The sequence below is a fragment of the Herpetosiphon gulosus genome, from assembly GCF_039545135.1.
GTDB classification, from domain to species: Bacteria; Chloroflexota; Chloroflexia; order Chloroflexales; family Herpetosiphonaceae; genus Herpetosiphon; species Herpetosiphon gulosus.
Genome location: NZ_BAABRU010000034.1, coordinates 1 through 23,827, shown reverse-complemented (window position 1 = coordinate 23,827; position 23,827 = coordinate 1). Strand labels below are relative to the sequence as shown.

Here is a 23,827-nt window from a genome sequence, read left to right as displayed (position 1 = left end):
ATGATCAATAGCCTTTTTTTACAGCTTAAAGCGCCGTTCCAAGCCTGGGGTTTACGTGCCCACTGGGAGCAACGTGATACGGCTGCCGAACCAACCAAATCTGCTGTCATCGGCTTAATTGGTTGCGCCCTTGGGCTTGATCGACGTGATGATCGCTTACGAACATTATCCGATAAGTTACGCATGGGAGTAAGGGTTGATCAGCAGGGTACACGTTTGATTGATTATCATACAACGGGTGGGGTAAAACTAGCCGATGGTTTACCAAGCGGTGTGCTCAATGCTAAAGGCGAGATTAAACGTGAAACAGATGTTTCTTATCGCCATTATTTGGTTGATGCCGCATTTTTGGTTGTCCTGCAAGGTGAATCAGAGCTTATCGAGGAGCTAGCTTGGGCAGTCCAACATCCAATTTACCCCATCTATTTAGGGCGCAAAGCCTGTGTCCCGAGTGAACCAGTCTATGCCGGCGTTGGCGATTATCCTGATCTTATAACTGCATTGAGCGATGCCAAGCATTCCAGTTGGCCCAATCACAACCAACCACACGCTCGTTGCATTGTTGAATGCCTGCCACATGAGGGAAATCGCCAATACGATCAAATTTGGAATCCCAAGGCTCGCCGTTTTGCAGCTCGTACTATTCAGACCATTAGCATAGCAACTGGCGTAGCAGAGATTAATACGTTGGAGGGTTAATAATGGTGTATCTTTCACGCATTATATTGAATGCAACTGAGCGTGATGTCCAAACACGCTTAAGCAATTGTCATGCGCTGCATACACTGGCCTTGCGTGGGTTTCCACAATTGCCTGCGGGTACTGACCATGCACGGGCATTCTTTGGCGTGCTTTTTCGGCTCGAATCGGTACTGGCGGATCAGCAACAAGTCCGCTTACTGGTTCAATCGACAACCCTACCAGATTGGTCGCGCATTCCGTCGGGCTGGCTGGGTTCGGCTCCCGATGAACGGGGGAATCCCGCAGTGCGAACCATTGATCAAGAATATGGAAATCTCGATCAAGTAACCGATTATTTTTTTCGTTTACGTGCCAATCCAACCAAGCGGATTAGTGCGCGTAACCTAGATGAATCGGAACGTTGGCAAAAAAAACAAGTTGATTTGCGCACAGATCACGATCGAATGGAATGGCTTATGCGCCAAGCGAACAATCATGGGTTTCGAATCCAACCAACTCCCAACCAACCAACCATCCCAGCAGTTCAGATTCTACCCCAACCAACTAGCCATGGTCGCGATCAGGAACATCGTCTGACATTTGGAGCGGCAACCTTTGAAGGTATTTTACGCATCACCGATCTTGCACGGTTTCGGCAGGCACTCGAACACGGGATTGGCAAAGGCAAAGCCTATGGTTTTGGCCTGCTCTCGATTGCTACGCTCGGGAGTCGTTCATGAGCGGCATGAATCTCCAAATGCTGCCAAAAATGCGGGATAGTTGGTCGTATTTATATGTTGATCGCTGTCGGATTGATCAGGATGGCAAAGCGATTGCCTTGCATGATTTGAATGGCAAAACGGCAGTACCCTGTGCGGCACTCGCGCTCTTATTGCTTGGGCCAGGCACAACGATCACCCACGCTGCGATCAAAACATTAACCGATTATGGCTGCAGCGTTTTATGGACAGGTGAAGGTGGCGTGCGCATGTATGCCCAAGGATTGGGTGAAACGCGGTCGGCACAACGTCTATTACATCAAACGCGGCTCTATGTTGACGAAGGATTGCGGCTTAAGGTTGTGCGCAATATGTATAGCTTTCGGTTTCAAGAATCCCTTGACGCAAACCTGAATTTGCGTCAAATTCGCGGGAAAGAAGGTATCCGCGTTCGTGAGGCCTATGCCAAGGCCAGTCGTGAAACGGGTGTCGAATGGCATGGACGCACCTATAAACGTGATGATTGGCAATCGGCTGATCCGATTAATCGAGCATTATCAGCGGCAAATAGCTGCTTATATGGTATTTCCCATGCCGCGATTGTCGCAGCGGGCTACTCAACCGGGCTTGGGTTTATCCATACTGGTAAACTCCTATCATTTGTCTATGATATTGCCGACTTGTATAAAGCGAATATTACCATTCCCGCAGCCTTCCAAGCAGTCAAAGAAGGTCTTGATGGGATGGAATCACGGGTACGAAGAACCTTACGGGATCGCTTTAAAGAACAACGCTTGCTCAAAACCATCATCAACGATATTGATCAGGTGCTTGATATTGGGGTAGTCCCTGCAAATTCGCTCTATGATGTTGATAGTGCAGCCCCGAGCGATCTCTGGGACCCTGAACATGAAGCCGTTGAAGGTGGAATAAATTGGGCGGAAGGAGGAGCAAGCGAATGACGGTTATTATCCTTGAGCGGGTCTCAATTAGCCTACGCGGTGAACTTTCGCGCTGGATGCTTGAAGTTCAAGCGGGCGTATTTGTTGGAACCCTCTCGGCAATGGTGCGCAAACTAGTTTGGGACTATCTTACCACCGCAGTACGTTCTGGAGCAGGAGTGCTAATTTATCAGACAAATACCGAACAAGGTTTTGCAATGGAATTTTGTGGCAAAACAAGCCGTAGACTCCGAGACTTTGATGGGTTACAATTGATCCAGATCCCTTCCTAAAGGGAAATATTCCAGTATTGTCCCCACAGGCGTGGGGGTGAACCGAGTGTCGGCCCACCAAATGACCATACTAGGCCATTGTCCCCACAGGCGTGGGGGTGAACCGATCCCCTTAGCGGCGCGAAGGGCACGCTTGAGATTGTCCCCACAGGCGTGGGGGTGAACCGGCGATTTAATATCCACTCAGCAATAGCAAAAAATTGTCCCCACAGGCGTGGGGGTGAACCGTGTACTGCATATCGCCATCGCAGCGATGGAGCATTGTCCCCACAGGCGTGGGGGTGAACCGATTGTTTTTGCTTCGGTAGTTAGTGCTCAGAGATTGTCCCCACAGGCGTGGGGGTGAACCGAAAAATATGTAGCTAAGGGCTTGTTTACTGTAATTGTCCCCACAGGCGTGGGGGTGAACCGTAGTACCCTTAGCATCTTTACCTACTAACAGTATTGTCCCCACAGGCGTGGGGGTGAACCGATGGCTTTATAGATTTTGGTTGGTAGTAGTTAATTGTCCCCACAGGCGTGGGGGTGAACCGCCTACTGAGTCTAGATCGGGGCTTGTATGGCTATTGTCCCCACAGGCGTGGGGGTGAACCGGCCGCCCAAGAGCGTTGGAAGCAACGGCCAAAATTGTCCCCACAGGCGTGGGGGTGAACCGAGGAAATTTTCAGCATGATCGCGCCCGGCTTGATTGTCCCCACAGGCGTGGGGGTGAACCGAATCCTTATTAGATGAAGAATCAGATACAGAAATTGTCCCCACAGGCGTGGGGGTGAACCGATAAACGATGAAAACGACAGGTTATATAACAAATTGTCCCCACAGGCGTGGGGGTGAACCGAGAGTCAAAGCAGGAAGCTGCGATTTAGCCAAATTGTCCCCACAGGCGTGGGGGTGAACCGTCCTCATCGGCCAGGCCGCGCATCTGCATGCGATTGTCCCCACAGGCGTGGGGGTGAACCGTCACTATAAGCCGATGTAACGCCTTTAAGCAGATTGTCCCCACAGGCGTGGGGGTGAACCGGCAAAGAGGACGAGCGACGCACCCGCTGAACCATTGTCCCCACAGGCGTGGGGGTGAACCGCGACGCAGAGAAGGCCAAGCTTGCCCAGGTACATTGTCCCCACAGGCGTGGGGGTGAACCGCCGACCAGTGTTTGAAACAAGCCGCTTATGGCATTGTCCCCACAGGCGTGGGGGTAAACCGTGCTACCTAAGCTTGATGACCGTTACATGGTCATTGTCCCCACAGGCGTGGGGGTGAACCGTTATCGAGCTTTGGATCGAGCAAGACGCGATTATTGTCCCCACAGGCGTGGGGGTGAACCGCCATAGTTTTGAGGTTGCCAAACGCGCGGTGGATTGTCCCCACAGGCGTGGGGGTGAACCAGGTGCTTTAGTTTCTGTTGATTGCTTGGTTTCATTGTCCCCACAGGCGTGGGGGTGAACCGCCCAAGCGGATTTATCACGTTGCCCGAATGTCATTGTCCCCACAGGCGTGGGGGTGAACCGCTCCGGTCTATCAATATCGGTGGAATGGGGAAATTGTCCCCACAGGCGTGGGGGTGAACCGTCACGCAACAAATCAGCGTCAACGTCAAGGCCATTGTCCCCACAGGCGTGGGGGTGAACCGAATGCCTGAACAGCACCAGCGTCACCACCAGCATTGTCCCCACAGGCGTGGGGGTGAACCGCCACCCCACCAACGGACGATTTAGGCCATACATTGTCCCCACAGGCGTGGGGGTGAACCGCCTTCGACGGTCGCAACGGTTTCAACGGTCACATTGTCCCCACAGGCGTGGGGGTGAACCGCCAAGAAAGCCAAGAAAAATCAGGAGATAATTATTGTCCCCACAGGCGTGGGGGTGAACCGTTAGACAGACTAGCACGCAACACGGCAGATGCATTGTCCCCACAGGCGTGGGGGTGAACCGCCTACATCGCCCAACGCGATGCTGAAAATAGCATTGTCCCCACAGGCGTGGGGGTGAACCGTCACCGAGTCAATCCCGTTGCAGGCCATCGGCATTGTCCCCACAGGCGTGGGGGTGAACCGCTCACGCCGGAAGCCCGCGCCCGCTTGACCACATTGTCCCCACAGGCGTGGGGGTGAACCGTCATGCGCGTGCGTGGCCAAGGCCATGATCGCATTGTCCCCACAGGCGTGGGGGTGAACCGTTATAGTGTTACCGCTGGCCAAACCTATACGAATTGTCCCCACAGGCGTGGGGGTGAACCGGCAGACGTAGCTGCCACAGTCGGAAAAATCAAATTGTCCCCACAGGCGTGGGGGTGAACCGCAGCGCCCAGCGATGTGCAACAACTCTATCGATTGTCCCCACAGGCGTGGGGGTGAACCGAAAAGGTGCTGCCCGTGAATAGTCCGATCAAAATTGTCCCCACAGGCGTGGGGGTGAACCGGTTAAGGCGATCGTCAACCATCCGCTGGAGGTATTGTTCCCTCAGGCGTGGGGGTGAACCGTCGTACTGGGTTGTATCAAGCAACTCCATGGTATTGTCCCCACAGGCGTGGGGGTGAACCGGATTGCGTCAATGGTTTGAGCAAAAAGCATGAATTGTCCCCACCGGCGTGGGGGTGAACCGCGACCGCTGATAACACCTACCCAACGCACGAGATTGTCCCCACAGGCGTGGGGGTGAACCGTGGATAATGTCCAGCTTGCTCGTTGTGCCGAGATTGTCCCCACAGGCGTGGGGGTGAACCGCAACTGGGCCTCGTTGGACGTGACTTCTTCACATTGTCCCCACAGGCGTGGGGGTGAACCGCTAGAATCGCCCATCGTCCACTTCATTTTCACATTGTCCCCACAGGCGTGGGGGTGAACCGGCGAGTATTTGAAGCTCTTTACCACCACCCCGATTGTCCCCACAGGCGTGGGGGTGAACCGATACAAAGAATCTTTTTTAGATAAAGGAACAAATTGTCCCCACAGGCGTGGGGGTGAACCGATTGCCGTCTTCATCATCGAATAGGGTCATATATTGTCCCCACAGGCGTGGGGGTGAACCGCCAACCAAGATGCCAAGGAAACCGAATTAGACATTGTCCCCACAGGCGTGGGGGTGAACCGGCTACCTTTGACGTGATGCGCTTAGGGAATGAATTGTCCCCACAGGCGTGGGGGTGAACCGCTCGCATCAGCGAGTATGCGGTGCATTGTGAGATTGTCCCCACAGGCGTGGGGGTGAACCGGGACTGTCGCCACTCATGACCGTCAAGAACAAATTGTCCCCACAGGCGTGGGGGTGAACCGTCGAATCGACCATTGAAACCTCCATAGAAAAAATTGTCCCCACAGGCGTGGGGGTGAACCGTAAACAACCAAAGGTATAACTTCATCAGATTAATTGTCCCCACAGGCGTGGGGGTGAACCGACCCCGTAGGGTCTCGTCTAGTATTAGCAAAGATTGTCCCCACAGGCGTGGGGGTGAACCGAATTATGTATTCGCCCAAGGGGTCAGCGTCAGATTGTCCCCACAGGCGTGGGGGTGAACCGGTTTGGATTTGGACTTGCAAGCTATCGACGATATTGTCCCCACCGGCGTGGGGGTGAACCGTGGGCGGCGGCGTGCAAGCTGAACGTCATCACATCGTCCCCACAGGCGTGGGGGTGAACCGAAACCAGCGAAGATTGTGCGCCCGCACAGGCCATTGTCCCCACAGGCGTGGGGGTGAACCGCCAACCAATTCTTTTTTGAGCGCATCAAACACATTGTCCCCACAGGCGTGGGGGTGAACCGCCGGAACCTATCTGCTCGAAGTGCGCAACGTGATTGTCCCCACAGGCGTGGGGGTGAACCGATGCCGAGGAACGGCTTAAGGCTGAACAGAAAATTGTCCCCACAGGCGTGGGGGTGAACCGGAATAATTGGCGATGCTGGGCGAATGAACACGATGGCTGGTTACTCGTCACACGATGTGGGATTCCAACCCTGCTGCCGATTATTGGTTTGTGCTGTTGTTTGTTGCCATCGCCGTCGTGGTGTATCTGCTCACCGTTCGGATTCCCTAACGACCCGTGTTCCTATCTACCAGCCAAGCAACAAAGAGGTAAGAATGATCTACCAGGTATCAGATAATCAACCACCGTTATCGACCGCCCGATGGATCGTGATTCAGATCGTTACCTGGTTGACCGCGATCATCGGTGTTGTGGTCGGTCTCTTCTTCTATTACATTGATCTCGGGCACTATCCGCCGCAGGAATGGCTTGGGGTCATCGACCGAGAACTTGCCAGTGATGCAGGAACGGCATCGCTGATGCCCCTCATGCTCTATCTGCCGTGCGCAGTCATCGGCTTAGTCAAAGAATATCGGGCGATTGCGCAGAACCAACGCGCCAACACGGGGTGTTTGTCCGTGATCGGGGTCTCCTCCTGCTCTCGTTATGCATCGCCCTGATGGGGAATAGCGCACTAAGCCCACACAAGCGCTAGGTCTCGCTCGTGATCACCCACATGGTCGCGCAGATTTTCGGGTTCTTGCGAAAGATGTTAAGCCGGACACCGTTCACGCCGATATCCACGAGCAAAGTGAAGTCGTGTTTGGTCTCGCGGCCTTCTTGGGAATTCGGCTATTGGCTGGACACGCTAAGCCACGACGCAGATGGATGTGCTGCCCGAGACCACACCCCGTGCCCGTTGTCATCACCACCTCAAGCGGCTATTCAAACACAATCGGGCATTTCCAGTGGCACGGGTAGCAATGACAACCCATGCCACCCGTCTCATCCAACACGCAGATGATGATCAAGTTCTTTCAGTGCCATTTCACGACGGGCAATCTCCTGATGGACTCCGGACGCACAATGCACACCCTGTGTTGCCCGGCTAATATATAAGGTTTCCAAACACTGTCGATGCTCCGTCATTTGCTGGATAATGGATGCCAATCGACGTGTTTGTGCATCCATTCCATCCTGCGGTTGTGGCGGAGCACTCGGCAACGGTTGTGTGACCGTATTCTGAATTGATCCGGTAATCGTACTCTCTGATCCGACAATCACAACCCCTGTTGAGTTTCGAACTGTTGCCATGAACATCCTCCATATTCTTGCGCATTAGTTGATTCGATTGACCACGCTTCCTGATAGTGCACCATTATTAATCACGACCCCAGTCGATGACTCAACCGTCGTAATCGTTCGACTATCCACATTCACATTTAGATCTTTATAGTCATCATCATTCATGATGGTATACAAAACGACGGCAACTTCTTCAAGAAATTCTTTATTCCGACTTTCAACCACTGTCGATCCTGCTGGGCCAGCATTGGTGAGAAGAAACAAGCCATAATTGTACACAATCCGATTTTTCAGATAGCGCCCAATTCGCATAAGCAAGAAGATACTAATCCCAATAATACCGATACTGAGCAATAATCGTGGTGACAGATCGCTATCAAATCTTGTGAAAAGATAAACCATATTTTCTTGGTATAGAAGCAATCCAGCGACAAAAAGGAGCAAAATTGAAATGAGTGGAAACGGAGTTCGCTGTGAAAGATCAACCACCTGAATTGCAGCAATATTCGGAATCGCATAGATCGTATTTTCCATAACAATGGTCTTACCACGAACTTTAATCAGAGGGGTGTCAATAATCTTTGGCCCATCTTTTGTACCAAACTCGATTGCGATTGATTTCATCACTACAATCCTACACTATGCAATTCTCTTCCTATTTCCTTGATTTATATCCTAACATATCCGTCAAGCCTAATTATTCAGGGTGTCCGTCAGCTTTTGCAGTGATCCGGAGCGTAACGCTGTGATGCTATTGATGTTGATCAAAGACGTTTCTATCAAACGCTAGGCAGCGCGGCGATGGGGTCTCGCCGCGTGTCGCCAGTACGCCTGTGCTTCCGCCGTCCCGATCAGCAGCGGTTCATGGCACGCCTATAACCCACCGAGGTTAATCAAACTGAGTGCTTCATTATCGCTCCCATTGGCCAATTTGATCACGGCTGCCGAGAAACCAACAATACTACTTACATACGAGCCTGCCCAACCAACAATGCCAATTGCATCGCCAACATCTGTACCTTTAGCAACTTGGCCGATACCCGCACCAATGCCGCTAACATTCGACAGAATATCGGTTGTCCATGTCCAGCCATCAGCATGATCCAGTCCGTCGGCGATCAGCGCCATAACGATGATGATGCTATCAATCCCAATTGTGATCCCACCGCCAATGCGCGGGCTGCGAATAATCGCACTTTGGGCTGTATTGCAGACACTGAGCAGCCATGAGCTTATTTTTAGCGTATAACCAGCAATCGATTGCTCAGATTTGCGAATCGGAAAGGTTAATAAAGCCTTGGTTAAGGCTAGCACAATGCTGACTTGCGCCGCCCGCGATTTAATCGTTACTTCCTGCTCGTTGGCGGCAAGTTTAAACAGGGTTGCAATGGTGATCATTGGGCCAACAATTGCTGCCAACAAGCCCCCAACCTGCGAATAGACCACACCGACCGATTTTGAGGTTGAGGCGTTGAGCGCTTTGGCCGTGCCGAGCATCAGTTGTTGTTTGGGTTGACCCATAATTGTATTGAACAAGTTTGGATCATCAAGCATCTGCGATTGATCAGTAAAAGGAGCCGAACCAACGCTAGCTTTGTAAATAATCGTTACGGGGATTGCCAGCAGTAAACAAACTCCATTGACCACGCTAAAATCTTCGCCTTCGCCAAATAGCCCAGTCACCCACTTATAAAGATCCGACAGCAATGGGATATCCAGATCGTCAACGAGTGCATGCTGAATATCTTTTGCTAAATCGACTACAAACTTGAGCAAACCGATCACCATAGTTTTAATTGGCTCGATAATCGTGGTTGCAAGATCAGCAAATAATTTAAGCGTATCAACAATTGTTACTCCACCAATAATAATCTGTTTCAGATCATCAAAATCATTTTCAAGTGCAGCATACAATTGTTGACTGGTTGGAATAACCACATCATTGAGAAATTGGATAAATGGGTTGTGTTGGAGATTTGCCCCAAATCCATTTAACATACCGCTATGTTGGAGTTGATAGGCCGACCAATTGCCACCTGGCGATTGAAATAGCTGCGTTTGTTGATCGCTGCTTTGATTATTGGTTATTGTATTTGGCGTGGTTAGTTGGAGTGAACTTGGCACTAATGTTGCATGAATTTGCTGATTGAGTTGATCAAAAGTTGTATTGATACTATTAGTCCAATCGTTAATCTCGCTTTCCATGCGATTGATTCCATAATCAACCCCTTGGCTGATAATTCGAGCCAAAACTTTGTGGGTATGCCAAATATCATCCCAGCCAAATAAAAATCCTAGCCATTTAATCAGAGTTTCAATCCCAACTTTAATTAATTGGAAGATCCAACTCAATACTTTATAGATACTAGCAATTGAATCGAGCACGATGTTATAGACTTTATCAGCAACTTTAAGGATAAAATTTAAACCTTGCTCGGCTTCTTTAATCAGGAATGACACTCCATTGCTCAGATAGGTAATGCCTTGCTCAATTTTATCAATGCCAGCCACGAAAAAATGTTCAATTTCGTGCCAAACGTCACCAAAAGCATCGCCAATATCATCAAATATATCATCAGCCGAATTCAAGCTTAGGGTTGCCGAGCTACGATTACGACTAACCTGCATGGTTAATTGTTTCGCAGCAGGTTGCGATGGATTGAGTTTTCCGGTTTGTTTAGCATTTTTAGCGGTAAGCACAACATAGGTGTTACTGCCCATTGGTCCAGTAATTTGGCTGCTAAGTTGATGGAGTTGGCCAATATTTTGCGCAACACTATTGAGGGTTATAGTATCTAGATCGCCACCAATAACTGCTGAACCATCAGCAGTTTTGGCGTTTTTTAAATCATCACCTGATTTAATTGCCTGAAGTCCTTTCGTAATTTTGCCATGAGGATAAATATTTAGAGTTTGATCAATAAAATCTGCTTGAACATGAATAATTGGGGCGGTTAAATCGCTAGCTGGCAGAATAATGGTTAAGTTGCCTAAGGCATCGGTAGGTACTTGGGCCATCACATCCTGATCAAGGCTATAAATCCGTCCATTGATAGTTGCATAACTCCAAGTTGAGCAACTAATTGCTAATGGAATATTTGCCAAGGCCATACCATTTTGATCTTGTAGATGAATATGGGTTGTATAGGAATTGAAATTAAGCAGATAACTTTGATCAGCAATTGTGATGGTGCGCTGACTCCAAAGTGTTGTATTTGGATCTTGCCAATAGTGGACAACATGCTGGGTTTGGTCAACCACAAATAGCTCGTTGGAATGACTCAATCCGCTTCGGGTTGGCGCAATGTGCACAACGGTATCGCTAAAGAGAATCGGCTCATTAAAGGTATAAGGCGATCCAGGTTTACTAGCGATATAATACAGCTTGTTTGGGCTTGCCATGACCCATAGGCCGATTGTATCGCCAGTCGCTGTTACAATAATTTGATGCACATCTTTAATCGCATCGGTCACTTTTTGCATTCCAGCCAAACGCGAATTGGCAAAAACGTAGACACCATCGGTTGTTCCAATATAAACATCTGACGAAATATCGAGTGGGCTGGTTTGCGTACCCAAGGCAGTAGTCATACATGTATAAGTCAGATTATTATATTCTGCCGGAATCCCTGCATTGCCTGGACTAAAATCATACTGGAGCGAACCTTGGAATTGATCAGCCAAGGTTGTTGCTTCCAAGGTCTGGGTTGCCCCAATTTGGTATAAAAAGAAAAAAGCTCGCTGGCCAATTGTATGACTAGTGGTAACTTCTAATAAACTGCCAGGATTACTGATGACATTTTCAGGAAATTCTAGGGTTTGCGAGGTTTGGCCATCAATGACTTGATAATAGAATTTCGCATTATTAATTGAGCCAACAATGATAATGATCGGCGGATGACCATCATTTGATGTCCCCAATCGAATTGATTCAGCTTGAAAGGTTGGATCAAGCCCAGCAATTTCTTTGCATTGCTGGCTTAGTGTAGTCCAATCAGTTTTTGTGTAATCATTCGAAAGCATACTTGCGCTGAATACAGCTGTTTTCTTTTGATCTGCTGTTGCTAAGGCAAACGTAATCGAAATCAATCCATGGGTATCTTGGCTAAGATCAAAGGCAACCGCATGACTATAATCACTCCATTGGGTGCTCAGATTAATCACCTGCCAGCCTGTCGGCGTAGTTTCATCGTATTTAATCAAATGAAGCGTTTGATCAGTGCCAATCGAAAATAGCATTGGCTTGCCAGCACTATCCTGCACTACCACCAAATTATTGGTTGGCGAAATTGGCGATGATTGTTGGCTATTTTGCATCAGTTCAGCCGAAACTTGAAAACTAACGTGATCGGTCGAGAAATTCGTGGTTGGTAAGGTTATTAGATCAACAGGAGAGGTTGACATACGATAAACTCCTTTATTTAAAGCCTAGTGTTCAGATTTATAATGTAATTCAAGATAGAAATTTGCTAATGGATCGGCAGTTGGGTTGCTAATGAAGAATACATTCCCCGCAGGTAGAACGAGCGCCGTATTGATCGTTGTGCCAATATCGCTAAGCACAAGCCCAATATTACCGATGCTCCCGATATGAATACCAAAGGCATTAGAAAAGAGATTGGCGAAGAAATTTCCATCTAAGCCAAATGAAAATGCATCAAGGATTGATCCCAAAATATCGCCAATAATACTCCAAGCTTCGGCACAACTATTTTGATCATGGCCTTTATTAACGTTGCTAATGTTAAATTGCTTGGTAATTGAGAGATTTGGCCTGCCATTGGTATCTTTTGTGGTGATTAATGAAACCGTTCCACTCCAATCAAGGCCAGTCCAAGCCCAACCTTTAGCAGTGCAGAAAAGCATATCTTTGCTTTGTTCTTTATAAAAATAGAGCTGACCCGAGAAATTAAGATCAACTTGAGCGCTTTGGGCTTGATTCGTAATTTGAACTGAATAATTATTGACATACTGATCATCACCATCTTTATCGTTAATAATTGCATAGCTGAAGCCATTGGCAGTAGTTGATTTGGCGTGATCATAATCAGCACCGCTATCAACCGAAAGATGATCTTTAATTTGCGCATAAATACCATCATGGATCTGCTGAAAAATTGGCTTGAGGAAATATTCTTCGAGCAAGACTTGATGCGAATAGATCATTTTTGCGTCACATTGCTCGTTTGGGCTGATCCAGTTGCTATCGAAATTGCCAGGCGTGGTTGAGATTGATTGATGACCACCTTTGGTTACCAAGGCAAAGTTCAATGTACTAATATCGGGATTCGTCGCATCATTATAGAAATTATAGGTTGTACCAACTGGACGTAATGAATCGGGCACGCCGCCATAACTAGCATAGTTTGATTGATCGGTGGCACTCATCGTATAGCCAAGCACATAGGGATTACCAGCATCTTTTTGGGCTTTCAGGTATTCTTGCATAAAAAATACAAATTGTTTCTTGACATCATCACCAGCATTGCCAACACTTGTTACCGTTGGGTCGAAATTAATTAAATCGGTTGACTCAAAATCCATAAAGAGATGATTCACCGTAAACATATTATCGATAAATCCACTAAGCTGCTGTTGAACATTATCAGGAACCTTAATTTTCTGGTTGAGATCATCTTTGGCTAAGGTTGCTAAATCCATATTGACGCTAATGCCAAATTTCCAATTGCTCATATCAACGGTCATCCATGTTGGATTATGCGGCGAACCACCCCAGTAGCCAAACGTGCCCGAAAGAAAATTGAGCACTAATAAGACAATCGTACCGCTTTCGTGAATTGAAATTTGTGGCAACATCATGCCATCAAGATAGCCGTCAAGCTTGCTCGAATCAACGCTACCATCTGGTTTTTTGGGTAAATCTGCTGCTGAAGCCAAAATTGCATAAATATCTTGTTTGGTTGCAGCATCCCAGACTTGGGTGATAATGAGTTCGGGGTTAATCACTCCTAGGCGAACTAGATGAGTAAGTTGATCATTAATCGTTTTTTGAGTAATCGGAACGATTAAATCAAAGCTATTAAAAACATCAGTATTTTTCATCACACACTCCTTGTGAAAATGGCCATACAGATTTGCTTCGATGCTCTAAGGCTATCGAATTAAATTGAAGCTATTATCAACGTTGATCAATTGGTTTGATATATCGTGGCTCGTCGCTGAGGCTTATTCAGATGTTTAGATAATTGATATATCGATAGAAGCGGCTTCTAGCTAATTAACGTTGGGGATTTGCCAATCATGAATAGCCTTGCCCATGAGAAGGGAATTTGAAAAAACGACATTCCGTGGTATAACGCTGCTGAATCAGCTTAGCCAAGTGGTTGAGCTGTTGCTCCATCCATAACAGCAGCGATCGCGTTCTAGCATATGCATGGTCAGCCATGCGTTGGTTTGCAAACAAACCATGTGGCAATTAGGGGAATACATTCTATGAGCATCGTTATTGTCGTTAGCATACTCCTGCTCTATGCAAGCATTAATTGGTACATTGGTCGTCGAACATGGCAATGGCTTCAGGCGCTTATCCCGCAGCGTATCCCGCGCTGGGGCTACTGGGCAGTGGTGTGGGTGCTAGCAAGTACGCCACTATTGACTCGCCTCACGGCAGGCCGTATACCCGCGGGCATGATGGCGCTCGTCGCCGCAATTGGCAGCTACTGGATCGCCATTTTTGTCTATGCAGGCATGCTGCTGGCATTGGTGGATCTCTTGCGCCTTATCCAGCGCTTAACCGGAATCGCTGCTGCATGGAGGCAGCGTCCACATCGCCTAGTGCTGGTTACGGGAACCATCGTAATGACTCTCTTGATTGGTATTCTAGGCTATGGCACATGGCGAGCACGCACGCCGGTGGTGGCAGAGTACGGGCTAACAGTTGCTGCGCCTGTTAGTTCGCCGCAAACTATCACAATTGTGCTCATATCCGATACCCACCTTGGCTATACCAATAATGCCAATCGCATTCATGAACTCGTCACAATGGTAAATGGACTTGAGCCTGACCTTGTTCTGATTGCTGGCGATATTATTGATGATGATCTTCAGCCGTTTCGCGACCAGGCCATGGCCACAGAGCTAAGCAAACTTCAGGCGGGGCTTGGAATCTACGCGATTATGGGCAATCACGATGTTCGAGCCGAAGAGTTGGCTTTGTTTCGGTCAGAACTGGCAACCGCTGGGATTCAGCTGCTGATTGATGAGTGGGTTACGGTCGATCAACGGATTGTGCTCGTAGGGCGCGATGATATTGGCGGGCCACGTACCTCAGGTGCTGTCGTGGCTAAGCCGCTTGCCGAGATCATCCAAACTGCTGATCCTAGCCTACCGCTGTTGGTCATGGATCACAACCCTAATCGATTTGAGGATTCGGTCGCCGTTGGGGCTGATCTCCAAGTTTCCGGTCATACCCATGCTGGGCAGATTTTTCCCTTTACGCTGCTAACCAACCAGATGTACGATCAGCATTGGGGCACGCTGACGACCGGGGCTAGCCAGCTTGTCGTATCATCGGGTTTTGGCACATGGGGGCCGCCGATTCGGGTTGGTACGATTCCAGAAGTCGTGCGAATTGAGGTGACATTGACTCCCTAAGGGCAGATGCAAATCCACCCCTAGCCCTAAAATACAGCGTGACATGGATTGGCTGGTTACTCAGTATTCGCATGGGTGGCTAAATAATCTTGGAGCCAACCAGCAATACTATCGATATAATCTTTGGTATGTTGCCGATCAAGCCCCTTCAGCGCTTGTCGCCATGAGAGCGCCCGATTGATCATGCCAAGGCGGTAGGCGATGTCGGCAGCTTGATCAAGGCTTTGGCGTGATGCGAAGCGTGTCCATGGTTCCAAATAGGCATCACGCAAGCGCTGGATAGAATCACCATGCTCGTCGAGTTTGAGCCAATGGGCGGCAGCCCGCACTGTGACAAGCAGCGAGAAGAAGGGAGGACTTACGCTGCAATCGCTCCAATCGGTAATCGTATAGCCGCGCGGCCCGTAAAGCACATTATTCTCATGAATTTCTTCGTGGGTCAGCGTTTCTGGTATGCCATACGAGGCTAATTGTGCCACCTGCGCTTGAACTGTCGCCGGTAAGCCTTGCAATTGGTGATACTCGGCGCTGCTCAACCCACCCACCTGATCAAGCAATAATTGATCATGATCGCCCAGAATTTCGGTAAAGAGGCTTGGAAATATTGTTAATCGCCGATCGGGCACGCCGAGATCCAATAAGGCTGGAACTCGCTTGGCTAAGGCAATTTGCAATTCGCTATACTCTGGCAACAGGGCATACCAATGATCAAGTTGGCTCAGATTTTGCCCGAGTACCCGTAAGGTCGTGCCAGCATCGCCAGAGAGAATCCAGCCATGGGTTGGCTCGATCGCTAAGATCGGCACGCTACAAGCCGGATGCCATTGCGCTAAGGCCTGCGTCAAACCAACTTCATATGCAAAGGCTGGGGCAGGTGCTTTGCAATAGATCATGCCATGGTTGGTGCAAACTTGGCCAAAGGCCGACCATGGGCGCTGATGCACGAGTTCCAACGGAGCAAGCGCTGTCAGCTGATGAATACTGAGTTGCTGCGCAATCCACCCGCTCAAGTGTTCAAGCCATGCGGGTTGCTCCCAAGGCAATTGATTGCTGCCGTCGGTCATCGATCTCCTCCTATAATACTGATGTGGGTAGTGTAGAACGAAAATCTGCGATTTTTATCGGCCTAACAGCGGAACATTGGCTTCTACAGGTAGGTTTGTGATTATTGCTTGAAGCAGTAGAATACCAACGATTGTAAGGGTATTGACCAAAAAGCGAAGGGTCAGGCTCAACAAAGCATGTCAAGGAGCGATTCAATGTCAAAACTGCGCTGTGCAATTCTTGACGATTATCAACACGCCGCTTTGGCCATGGCCGATTGGTCGGTTTTGGCTGAGCAGCTAGACATACAAGTTTTTTCAAGCCATTTCAGCGAGCAAGCAGCTTTAGTCCAAGCAATCCACGATTGTGAGATCGTCGTGATTATGCGCGAACGAACGCCATTTAAAGCCGATCTGCTAGCCCAACTGCCAAAACTCAAGCTATTGATCACCTCAGGCATGCGTAATGCCTCGATCGATGTGGCGGCGGCGCAAACCCAAGGGGTTGTAGTGTGCGGAACCGCCACCCATCCCGAGCCACCAGCCGAATTAACCTGGGCACTGATTTTGGGGCTAGCCCGCCAGATCGTGCCCGAAAATCTCGCATTACGCACCAATGGCCCATGGCAACAAAGCATTGGAATGGATTTAGCAGGCCAGCGTTTGGGCTTATTAGGCTTGGGCAAAATTGGCAGTAAGATCGCCAAGGTCGCCCAAGCCTTTGGGATGGATGTACTGGCATGGAGCCAAAATCTCACGCTTGAGCATACCCAAGCGCTAGGAGTCCAATTGGCTGAATCCAAAGCCCAACTACTTGAACAAAGTGATATTGTCTCGATTCATCTGGTGTTAAGTGAGCGGACACGCGGCTTAATTGGTGTTGCCGAGCTTCAGCGCATGCGCCGCCATGCCTATTTGATCAATACATCTCGGGCGGCAATTGTCGATCAAGCGGCGCTGATCCATGCCTTAGAACAGGGCTGGATCGGCGGAGCAGGCTTGGATGTATTTGAGATTGAGCCACTACCTGGGCAACACCCATTTCGTACTCTGCCAAATGTCTTAGCCACACCGCATATAGGTTATGTTACCCAACGCAACTACCAAACCTATTTTGGCGAAGCGATTGAAGATATTCAGGCCTTTTTAGCAGGTACGCCAATTCGCCAATTAAGTTAATATACAGAATTCTCGCGGGGGTGGGTATAATATTGGGTAACTTGTAACCAACATGTTGGAAGGAACGCTATGCCATTACGTGCTGCTGCGCATCGAACCACCCCTGTTTGTGATTCTGAATGGCTTGAATATACGAGCAATGGGCGGCAGCAGCGGGTCGCCGTCGAATCTAGTGCTTGGTATGCATGGCTCAAGGCTCCTACTCATACAACGTTCTATTTTATGTCAACTTCAGGAACTTTTACTGCCCGCCGTGAGCAGCGCCGCGCTCGATCATATTGGTATGCCTACAGCAAAAAGGCTGGCAAAACCCGCAAAGTGTATCTTGGGCTTGTTGAACAACTGAGCCTTGAACGGCTCCTGCAGGCGGCAGCTAGCTTAGCTGATCAATCCACCTCGATCACATTATTGTTACGCACCAAGTTTATGCTTCCAGCCTCGCGGGTAGGCTTGGTTCTGCGCCCACAACTGATTGAACACCTCAACAATCAGCGGCTACCGTTGATCTTGGTATGCGCACCAGCTGGCTTTGGCAAAACCACGTTAATTGCTGATTGGGCTAGAACTCAGTCGCACCCGCTAGCATGGCTAAGCCTAGAGCCAAACGATAATCAGTCCAACCGTTTTTGGAGCTATTTCCTAACAGCACTCCACGACGTTGCCCCAAAAGCCGCTGCCGAGGCACTGGCCCTACACACCCAGTCGATTGCTTTGTCGCATGTCTTGATCAGCTTGGTCAATGGTCTAACCAGCGTGAACCAGCAATTAACCTTAGTGCTGGACGATTATCAGACAATCAGCGATCCCACAATTCACCATGATCTCACATGGTTGATCGATCATGCACCAACCGGATTCCAACTCGTGCTGCTCAGTCGTAGCGAGCCACCGCTCCCACTTGCCCGCTGGCGGGTGGCTGGGCATTTGAATGAGCTGTTGGTAGGTATGTTACGTTTTAACAAAGCTGAGATCAGCGCGTTTCTTAGCACAACCATCCAGCTAGAGCTACCCGACGAAACGCTGGCAAACCTCGAAACCCGCACTGAAGGCTGGATCGCGGGCCTGCAACTGCTGACACTTTCGATCCATGGGCATAATCCTTTGGCCGCAATTGATCTATTAGCGACAAGTTCTGGCAATCAGCGAGCAATTTTTGACTATTTTACCCAAGAGATTCTGCAAAAACAGCCGCTAGCAGTCCAACAATTCTTACTTCAGACCGCAATCCTTGATCGGCTGAGCGAAGCACTGTGTCAGGCGGTTATTGACCCGATGGTTTTGGCGGCGCTTCCAGCATCCACATCAGGGCTACTGGATTACCTTGAGCGGTCGAATCTGTTTGTTCGAGCGCTTGACCCAAAGCAACACTGGTATCGCTATCATCAGCTATTTCGTGAAAGTTTGCTGCATAGTGCCGAGCAACATCTGGGTAAAAATGGGATGGCGCAGCTGCACGGGCGGGCCAGTGTTTGGTTTGAACAGGCCGAACTATTCACCGAGGCGATCAATCATGCGCTAGCTGCTGCCGATTTTGTTCGGGCGGGAGCGTTGATCGCCTCGATCGGCTTTCGCTTGTTATTGAGCGATCAATCAGCGCTAGTCCAAGCTTGGCTGCAAGCACTACCTACGGCGATCATCGAGCAGAATGCCCAACTCTGCCTCTGGTCGGCTTGGCTCTTGGTCTCCCAAAATCAACTAGCCGCCACTAGCCACTATCTGAATTTGATCACAGGGTTGCTTGCCTGTATGAACCCCGAGGATCACCAAACCGCCAGCGTAAACGGCCACCTCAGGGCACTTCAAGCAAACATTGCTCGTCGCCAAGGCGACATGCCGCAGGCATTGGCATTGACCAACCAAGCGTTGAGCGGTCTGACGGATGCTCATACCATATTGCGCAGCGTGATCACCCGCAATCTCTGCGCAGGCTATCTGGTTAGCGGTGATACGGTGGCGGCAGAACAAGCATTACAGCAGTCATTGCACGAACAGGAGCTGCTTGAGCTTCGGGTTTCCTCAGGTGACAGCCATCCGAGTGATCGCCAGTATGCCCGCACAACACGGCTGCTCCTATGGATCGAAACAACCTCGCTACGCTGGCTACAAGGCCAATTGCATGCTGCCGCTGATTTATATCGACAAACATTCCATTTATCCCGTGAGCAGCATCAGCATTCAATTAGTGCGATCGCCTGTGTCAATTTAGGCCAGATTTTGCGTCAATGGAACAACCTCGCCGAAGCTCGCGAGTTTATTCAGCAGGGCAACGTCTATAGTCAACAAATTGGAGCGGATGTAACTCATCGGAATGGATTAATTGAACTGGCCCGCATTCAGCAAGCCTATGGTCAGCGTGAACAGGCCCGCACAACCATGGCCCAAGCGGTTGAACTGGCGCAATCGACACGCGGCCTGCTCTGGGCAACAACCTGGCAGGCACGGCTTCAGCTTGCCCAAGGCGATTTAGCAGCGGCGATCCGTTGGGCCCAAGCATATCAGCGTCAGCCAAACGCCTTTCCGCAATTTAATTTATACGATGTTGAAGATTTGACCTTAGCCCGCGTGCTAATTGCCCAAGGACGAGTAAACCAAGCTTGTGCCTTGCTTGATCTGCTGCTCCCTGCATGCCAAACTGCCGGACGGCTCCCCAGCGTAATCGAAGTTTATCTACTCCAAGCGCTGGCTCTTGCTGCAAACAACGATTGGACTGCTGCGAGTAACCAACTTTTGCACGCCCTGAGTCTTGCTGAGCCAGAAGGGTATATTCGCCTATTTGTTGATGAAGGAACGCCGCTGGCCGACCTATTGGTGCGACTCGAACCTCAGGTACAAGGAACGCTGCGCCAGTATATTCAACGCTTGCTGGTAGCCTGTGGCCTCAGCATAACCAGTGAACCATATATCTTTGGCTCAAGCCTCAATGGTTTTATTGAGCCACTTAGCGAACGTGAACTAGAGGTTGTGCGCTTATTAGCGGCTGGATTTTCCAATCAAGCGATTGCCTATCAGTTGGTTGTCACGCTCAATACGATCAAAACGCATCTGAAAAATATTTATGGCAAGCTAGCGGTAACCAGTCGTACTCAAGCAATTGCCCGCGCCCGCAGCCTAAATCTGATCAGCCACGATAACTGAAATAATCGCTGGCGAGCCAAATCCCTCTTTTGGGTGGTTACGCGGTGGTTGTTGCCAACTAGACTCAGGCCCATCACTTGAATATTGTGGGAGGTCTTGATGCTTATTCGTGGCTTATGTGCGCTTGTGGTATTGCTGATTTTAGCCGCTTGTGAGAATTCGGCTGCGGTGTCGTCGGATGAAACTCCGGTAACCGTCGCCCCAACTGCGGAACAAACCGCGACCCCAGCGGCTACCCCAACCATGGCGGCTGGCACAACTCGAATCGATGCGGCGGGTGTCGCCCAAGTCTGGGTTCCGGCTGGCTGCTTTCTGATGGGTACCGACCCAGCGACAGTGACCGAAATGCCGCCCGCCTGGGCGCGTGGCGCACTCGCTAGCGAACAGCCTCAACATGAAGTCTGTCTAAGCCAAGGCTATTGGATCGACCAGTATGAGGTTTCGAACGCCGACTACCAAAAATTTATTGATGCAGGTGGCTACGATCAGGAACAGTATTGGTCGGCAAACGGCTGGCGCTGGCGCAAATCAATGCGTAACATTCCAGTTGAATGTCCAGATCAACAGCCAAACTTTCCACGCGTTTGCATCACGTGGTACGAGGCCGAAGCCTATAGCCATTGGCGGGGAGGGCGCTTACCAACCGAAGCTGAGTGGGAATATGCTGCCCGTGGGCCTGAATCGCGAATCTATCCGTGGGGCGATAGCTTTGATCCAGCCAAAGCCAACGTGCTAGATAGTACCGGCTTAGTTGCGGTTGGCAGCTATCCCGCTGGCGTGAGTTGGGTTGGGGCGCATGATATGGCAGGCAATGCAATGGAATGGGTTCAAGATTGGCTAGATATTGGCTACTATGAAGATCGGGTGCGGAATGATCCCCAGGGTCCGGCGGAAGGTACTCGTAAAGTTGAAAAAGGCGGTTGGTGGGGTAGCAATACCTTTGTCGCCCGCTCTGCCTATCGCCACTTCGAAGATTTACCAACCTACGAAGATCATCATATTGGGGTGCGCGTGGTCACACCCTAACCCAAGCAGTGTTTGATCCTCTATCTAGAATGATCGCCCCCTTGCTAGCCAAGCAAGGGGGCGGTTGTAACCTTGTTTAGATATGCCTGAGCACTACAGAACCCTAATCCCTAACTACCTTAGAGCTTGATCGATGGGAAATCCGCTTGTATCGCTGCAAGGGTCTGAATTCGATGCCAAAACAGCATGGCTGTAACGATTCCACCACTCAGCCCGCCTATCGATGATGCAGGGATCGTTGCATAAAACTCGAGCACACCGATCAGTGGCAGAAACAACCCGATACCGAACAGTAGACCACCGAGGCTCCCACTTATCATAAGGCGGCGTTTGGTTACCGATGGGCAGAGATGATAGAACAGCCAAGCGTAGAGCCAGCCTAAGCCGACCCCAACCACCAAGCCTGGAATCAACGCGCACAGCGGCAACCCCTACCAGCGCCTCTGGTTCCTGCGTCGCTGGCGATTCATAGCGCAGCGATAACAGTCCTGCAGCAATGCCATAGATAACGCCGCCGCAACTGCCGCCAGCAAGACCACTTCTGCTGCCAAGACCGATGAGGACGCGCAGCGGATAATGACGAAGATTGAGCGAGGGTTTTGCAGATGACACCTTATACATCAACTATCTCCGATCTATGTGCGTTATGTCATAATGGCGATTATAACCGTGATGCTGAAGCCATGGAATTGCGAGAATTTCTATCCATGGCGACTTGACATAGCTTAAAGCCAGTGCTATCCTAGCCCAAAATTCTGTGTAGCAGAATTATATCCTTGTAAAACTAATAATTACAGCAAACAGTGAGGAACCGATGGATAAACACATCAAAACCATCGCCCAACTTAATCGGCTTGTACATGAACCAGTTCGCTTACAAGTGATGAGCTATCTTGCTACCGTTGATGAAGCAGATTTTCTGTATCTAATGAACGAACTTGAGCTAACCCAAGGCAATCTTGGCTCGCACATGAGCAAACTTGAGGCCGAAGGCTATATCTCAGTTACCAAAGAATTTGTGGCGCGTCGCCCTCGCACCAGCTATCGTCTGACCTCAGATGGCAAGGTGGCAATCAAACAATATTGGCGACTGATGCGCTCGATCGCCAGTGATGTGAACGATTAAATAACAAAAGGCCTTGGGAAATTCCCAAGGCCTTTGCTTTTGGTTTTAGAAATTAGCGTTCAACCGATTTATTGGCTGGAATTGCTGGCAAACAACCATTGAATGGATAGTGGTGCGATTCGCCGCCACCAATCAATGAGTTACCAATCAATGTCCCGTTGATTTGGCCATTGCTGAAACTTACATCAGCAAATGGAGCCAAGATTGTACCCTTGATGCCAATCCCTGAGAGGCTAAAGCTGGTGGCTTGATAGAAGTTGTAGACAATCTTGGTTTGATCAACATTGGTCAAGAAGGTTTCGAAGTTTTGCATTCGATTGTTCGTGCCAGTGATGTTGATCAAGACTGATGAGCTAGCTGGGACGTTGATGTTCAAGCCATTAGCATTATTCAATTGAGCGCCATCAACCGTGAAAATATTCAAGGTTGGGTTAGTTCCGGTCAACTTGACTGCGCCATATTCATAAACCGTCGGCGCATTGGCGCTCAACGCTCCCCAAGCTTGCGAGCGGTTGCGCAGCAAGCTTTGCTCGTTGGCAAAATTGATTGGTTGGTCTTGGCGAACCGTACCATTCAAGACACTAACGCCATTCAATGATTTAGTCGTGCCATAAACCACATTGCCGTTGTAAACCGAGCCGTTGGTATAGGTCAGCGAACCACCAGCAACTAAGTCATCGCGAGCACCATTCGAGTTGGTCAAGCGCACGCCAACCCCAAAGTTTTGGAAGTTGATGTTGCCACCAGCAGCGGCCCGACCTTCAATATCGGTGTTGCTTTGGGTAATGTTGCCAAAGGTAAAGACATTGAAATCGCCAGCAGTGCCTAACCCTTGTGGGACACATTGGTTGCCAGGTACGGGAGTACTGGTTGGTACTGGAGTACTAGTTGCGGTTGGCAACGGTGTGTTGGTCGCCGTTGGCAACGGTGTGTTGGTCGCCGTTGGCAACGGTGTGTTGGTCGCCGTTGGCAACGGTGTGTTGGTCGCCGTTGGCAACGGTGTGTTGGTCGCCGTTGGCA

General features: G+C 49.6%; 16 protein-coding genes and 1 CRISPR repeat array. Of the genes, 10 read left to right on the top strand and 6 right to left on the bottom strand.

The genetic code is table 11. The features are described from left to right. The 5 genes from cas5e to ABEB26_RS24590 all read left to right on the top strand — a co-directional run bounded on the left by cas5e (position 1) and on the right by ABEB26_RS24590 (position 7,059). Positions 1–699 (top strand): type I-E CRISPR-associated protein Cas5/CasD, encoded by a 699-nt coding sequence (gene cas5e / locus ABEB26_RS24610; protein WP_345724741.1) that lies wholly within the window; start codon positions 1–3, stop codon positions 697–699. A gap of 2 nt (positions 700–701) precedes the next feature. Next, positions 702–1,421 carry a type I-E CRISPR-associated protein Cas6/Cse3/CasE gene (gene cas6e / locus ABEB26_RS24605; protein WP_345724740.1) on the top strand — a complete coding sequence of 240 codons (720 nt, stop codon included), beginning with the start codon at positions 702–704 and terminating at the stop codon, positions 1,419–1,421. After that, complete coding sequence (gene cas1e, locus ABEB26_RS24600) at positions 1,418–2,362, top strand: type I-E CRISPR-associated endonuclease Cas1e (protein WP_345724739.1); 945 nt, start codon at positions 1,418–1,420, stop codon at positions 2,360–2,362. Before cas6e ends, cas1e begins: the two co-directional genes overlap by 4 nt. Further along, positions 2,359–2,634, top strand: coding sequence for a type I-E CRISPR-associated endoribonuclease Cas2e (gene cas2e / locus ABEB26_RS24595; RefSeq protein WP_345724738.1), 276 nt, complete (start codon positions 2,359–2,361; stop codon positions 2,632–2,634). The genes cas1e and cas2e overlap by 4 nt, the downstream gene beginning before the upstream one ends. Before the next feature lie 16 nt (positions 2,635–2,650). Then, positions 2,651–6,520: direct repeats of the CRISPR family, unit length 29 nt; unit sequence ATTGTCCCCACAGGCGTGGGGGTGAACCG. A 194-nt stretch (positions 6,521–6,714) separates the two neighbouring features. Beyond that, positions 6,715–7,059, top strand: a complete 345-nt coding sequence (locus ABEB26_RS24590; RefSeq protein WP_345724737.1) for a hypothetical protein — start codon at positions 6,715–6,717, stop codon at positions 7,057–7,059. A 325-nt stretch (positions 7,060–7,384) separates the two neighbouring features. Here ABEB26_RS24590 and ABEB26_RS24585 read toward each other — a convergent pair whose 3' ends face one another. The 4 genes from ABEB26_RS24585 to ABEB26_RS24570 all read right to left on the bottom strand — a co-directional run bounded on the left by ABEB26_RS24585 (position 7,385) and on the right by ABEB26_RS24570 (position 13,747). After that, positions 7,385–7,693 carry a hypothetical protein gene (locus tag ABEB26_RS24585; protein ID WP_345724736.1) on the bottom strand — a complete coding sequence of 103 codons (309 nt, stop codon included), beginning with the start codon at positions 7,691–7,693 and terminating at the stop codon, positions 7,385–7,387. 24 nt (positions 7,694–7,717) lie between these two features. Then, positions 7,718–8,308 carry a hypothetical protein gene (locus tag ABEB26_RS24580; protein WP_345724735.1) on the bottom strand — a complete coding sequence of 197 codons (591 nt, stop codon included), beginning with the start codon at positions 8,306–8,308 and terminating at the stop codon, positions 7,718–7,720. 249 nt (positions 8,309–8,557) lie between these two features. After that, entirely contained in the window at positions 8,558–12,088 is a 3,531-nt protein-coding gene (locus ABEB26_RS24575; protein ID WP_345724734.1) for a hypothetical protein, read from the bottom strand. Positions 12,089–12,112: 24 nt separating this feature from the next. Further along, on the bottom strand, positions 12,113–13,747 hold the full coding sequence (locus ABEB26_RS24570; RefSeq protein ID WP_345724733.1) for a hypothetical protein: 1,635 nt from the start codon (positions 13,745–13,747) through the stop codon (positions 12,113–12,115). A 390-nt stretch (positions 13,748–14,137) separates the two neighbouring features. Here ABEB26_RS24570 and ABEB26_RS24565 point away from each other — a divergent pair, with 390 nt between their 5' ends. Then, a complete protein-coding gene (locus ABEB26_RS24565) occupies positions 14,138–15,298 on the top strand; it encodes a metallophosphoesterase (RefSeq protein WP_345724732.1) in 1,161 nt (386 codons plus the stop codon). A 56-nt stretch (positions 15,299–15,354) separates the two neighbouring features. Here the strand turns inward: ABEB26_RS24565 and ABEB26_RS24560 are convergent, their stop codons facing one another. Further along, positions 15,355–16,362 (bottom strand): phosphotransferase family protein, encoded by a 1,008-nt coding sequence (locus ABEB26_RS24560; protein WP_345724731.1) that lies wholly within the window; start codon positions 16,360–16,362, stop codon positions 15,355–15,357. Positions 16,363–16,557: 195 nt separating this feature from the next. On the opposite strand from ABEB26_RS24560, the gene ABEB26_RS24555 reads away from it, so the two are divergent. The 4 genes from ABEB26_RS24555 to ABEB26_RS24540 all read left to right on the top strand — a co-directional run bounded on the left by ABEB26_RS24555 (position 16,558) and on the right by ABEB26_RS24540 (position 22,807). Then, entirely contained in the window at positions 16,558–17,520 is a 963-nt protein-coding gene (locus ABEB26_RS24555) for a D-2-hydroxyacid dehydrogenase family protein (RefSeq protein ID WP_345724730.1), read from the top strand. A 69-nt stretch (positions 17,521–17,589) separates the two neighbouring features. Next, positions 17,590–20,655: a winged helix-turn-helix domain-containing protein gene (locus ABEB26_RS24550; protein ID WP_345724729.1), complete on the top strand. Its 3,066-nt coding sequence runs from the start codon at positions 17,590–17,592 to the stop codon at positions 20,653–20,655. A 99-nt stretch (positions 20,656–20,754) separates the two neighbouring features. Next, positions 20,755–21,681: a formylglycine-generating enzyme family protein gene (locus ABEB26_RS24545; RefSeq protein ID WP_345724728.1), complete on the top strand. Its 927-nt coding sequence runs from the start codon at positions 20,755–20,757 to the stop codon at positions 21,679–21,681. Positions 21,682–22,495: 814 nt separating this feature from the next. After that, on the top strand, positions 22,496–22,807 hold the full coding sequence (locus tag ABEB26_RS24540; protein WP_012189148.1) for a winged helix-turn-helix domain-containing protein: 312 nt from the start codon (positions 22,496–22,498) through the stop codon (positions 22,805–22,807). A gap of 52 nt (positions 22,808–22,859) precedes the next feature. On the opposite strand, the gene ABEB26_RS24535 is transcribed toward ABEB26_RS24540, so the two are convergent. After that, positions 22,860–23,827, bottom strand: a 968-nt coding sequence (locus ABEB26_RS24535; protein ID WP_345724727.1) for a choice-of-anchor A family protein, incomplete at its 5' end; no start/stop codon positions are given.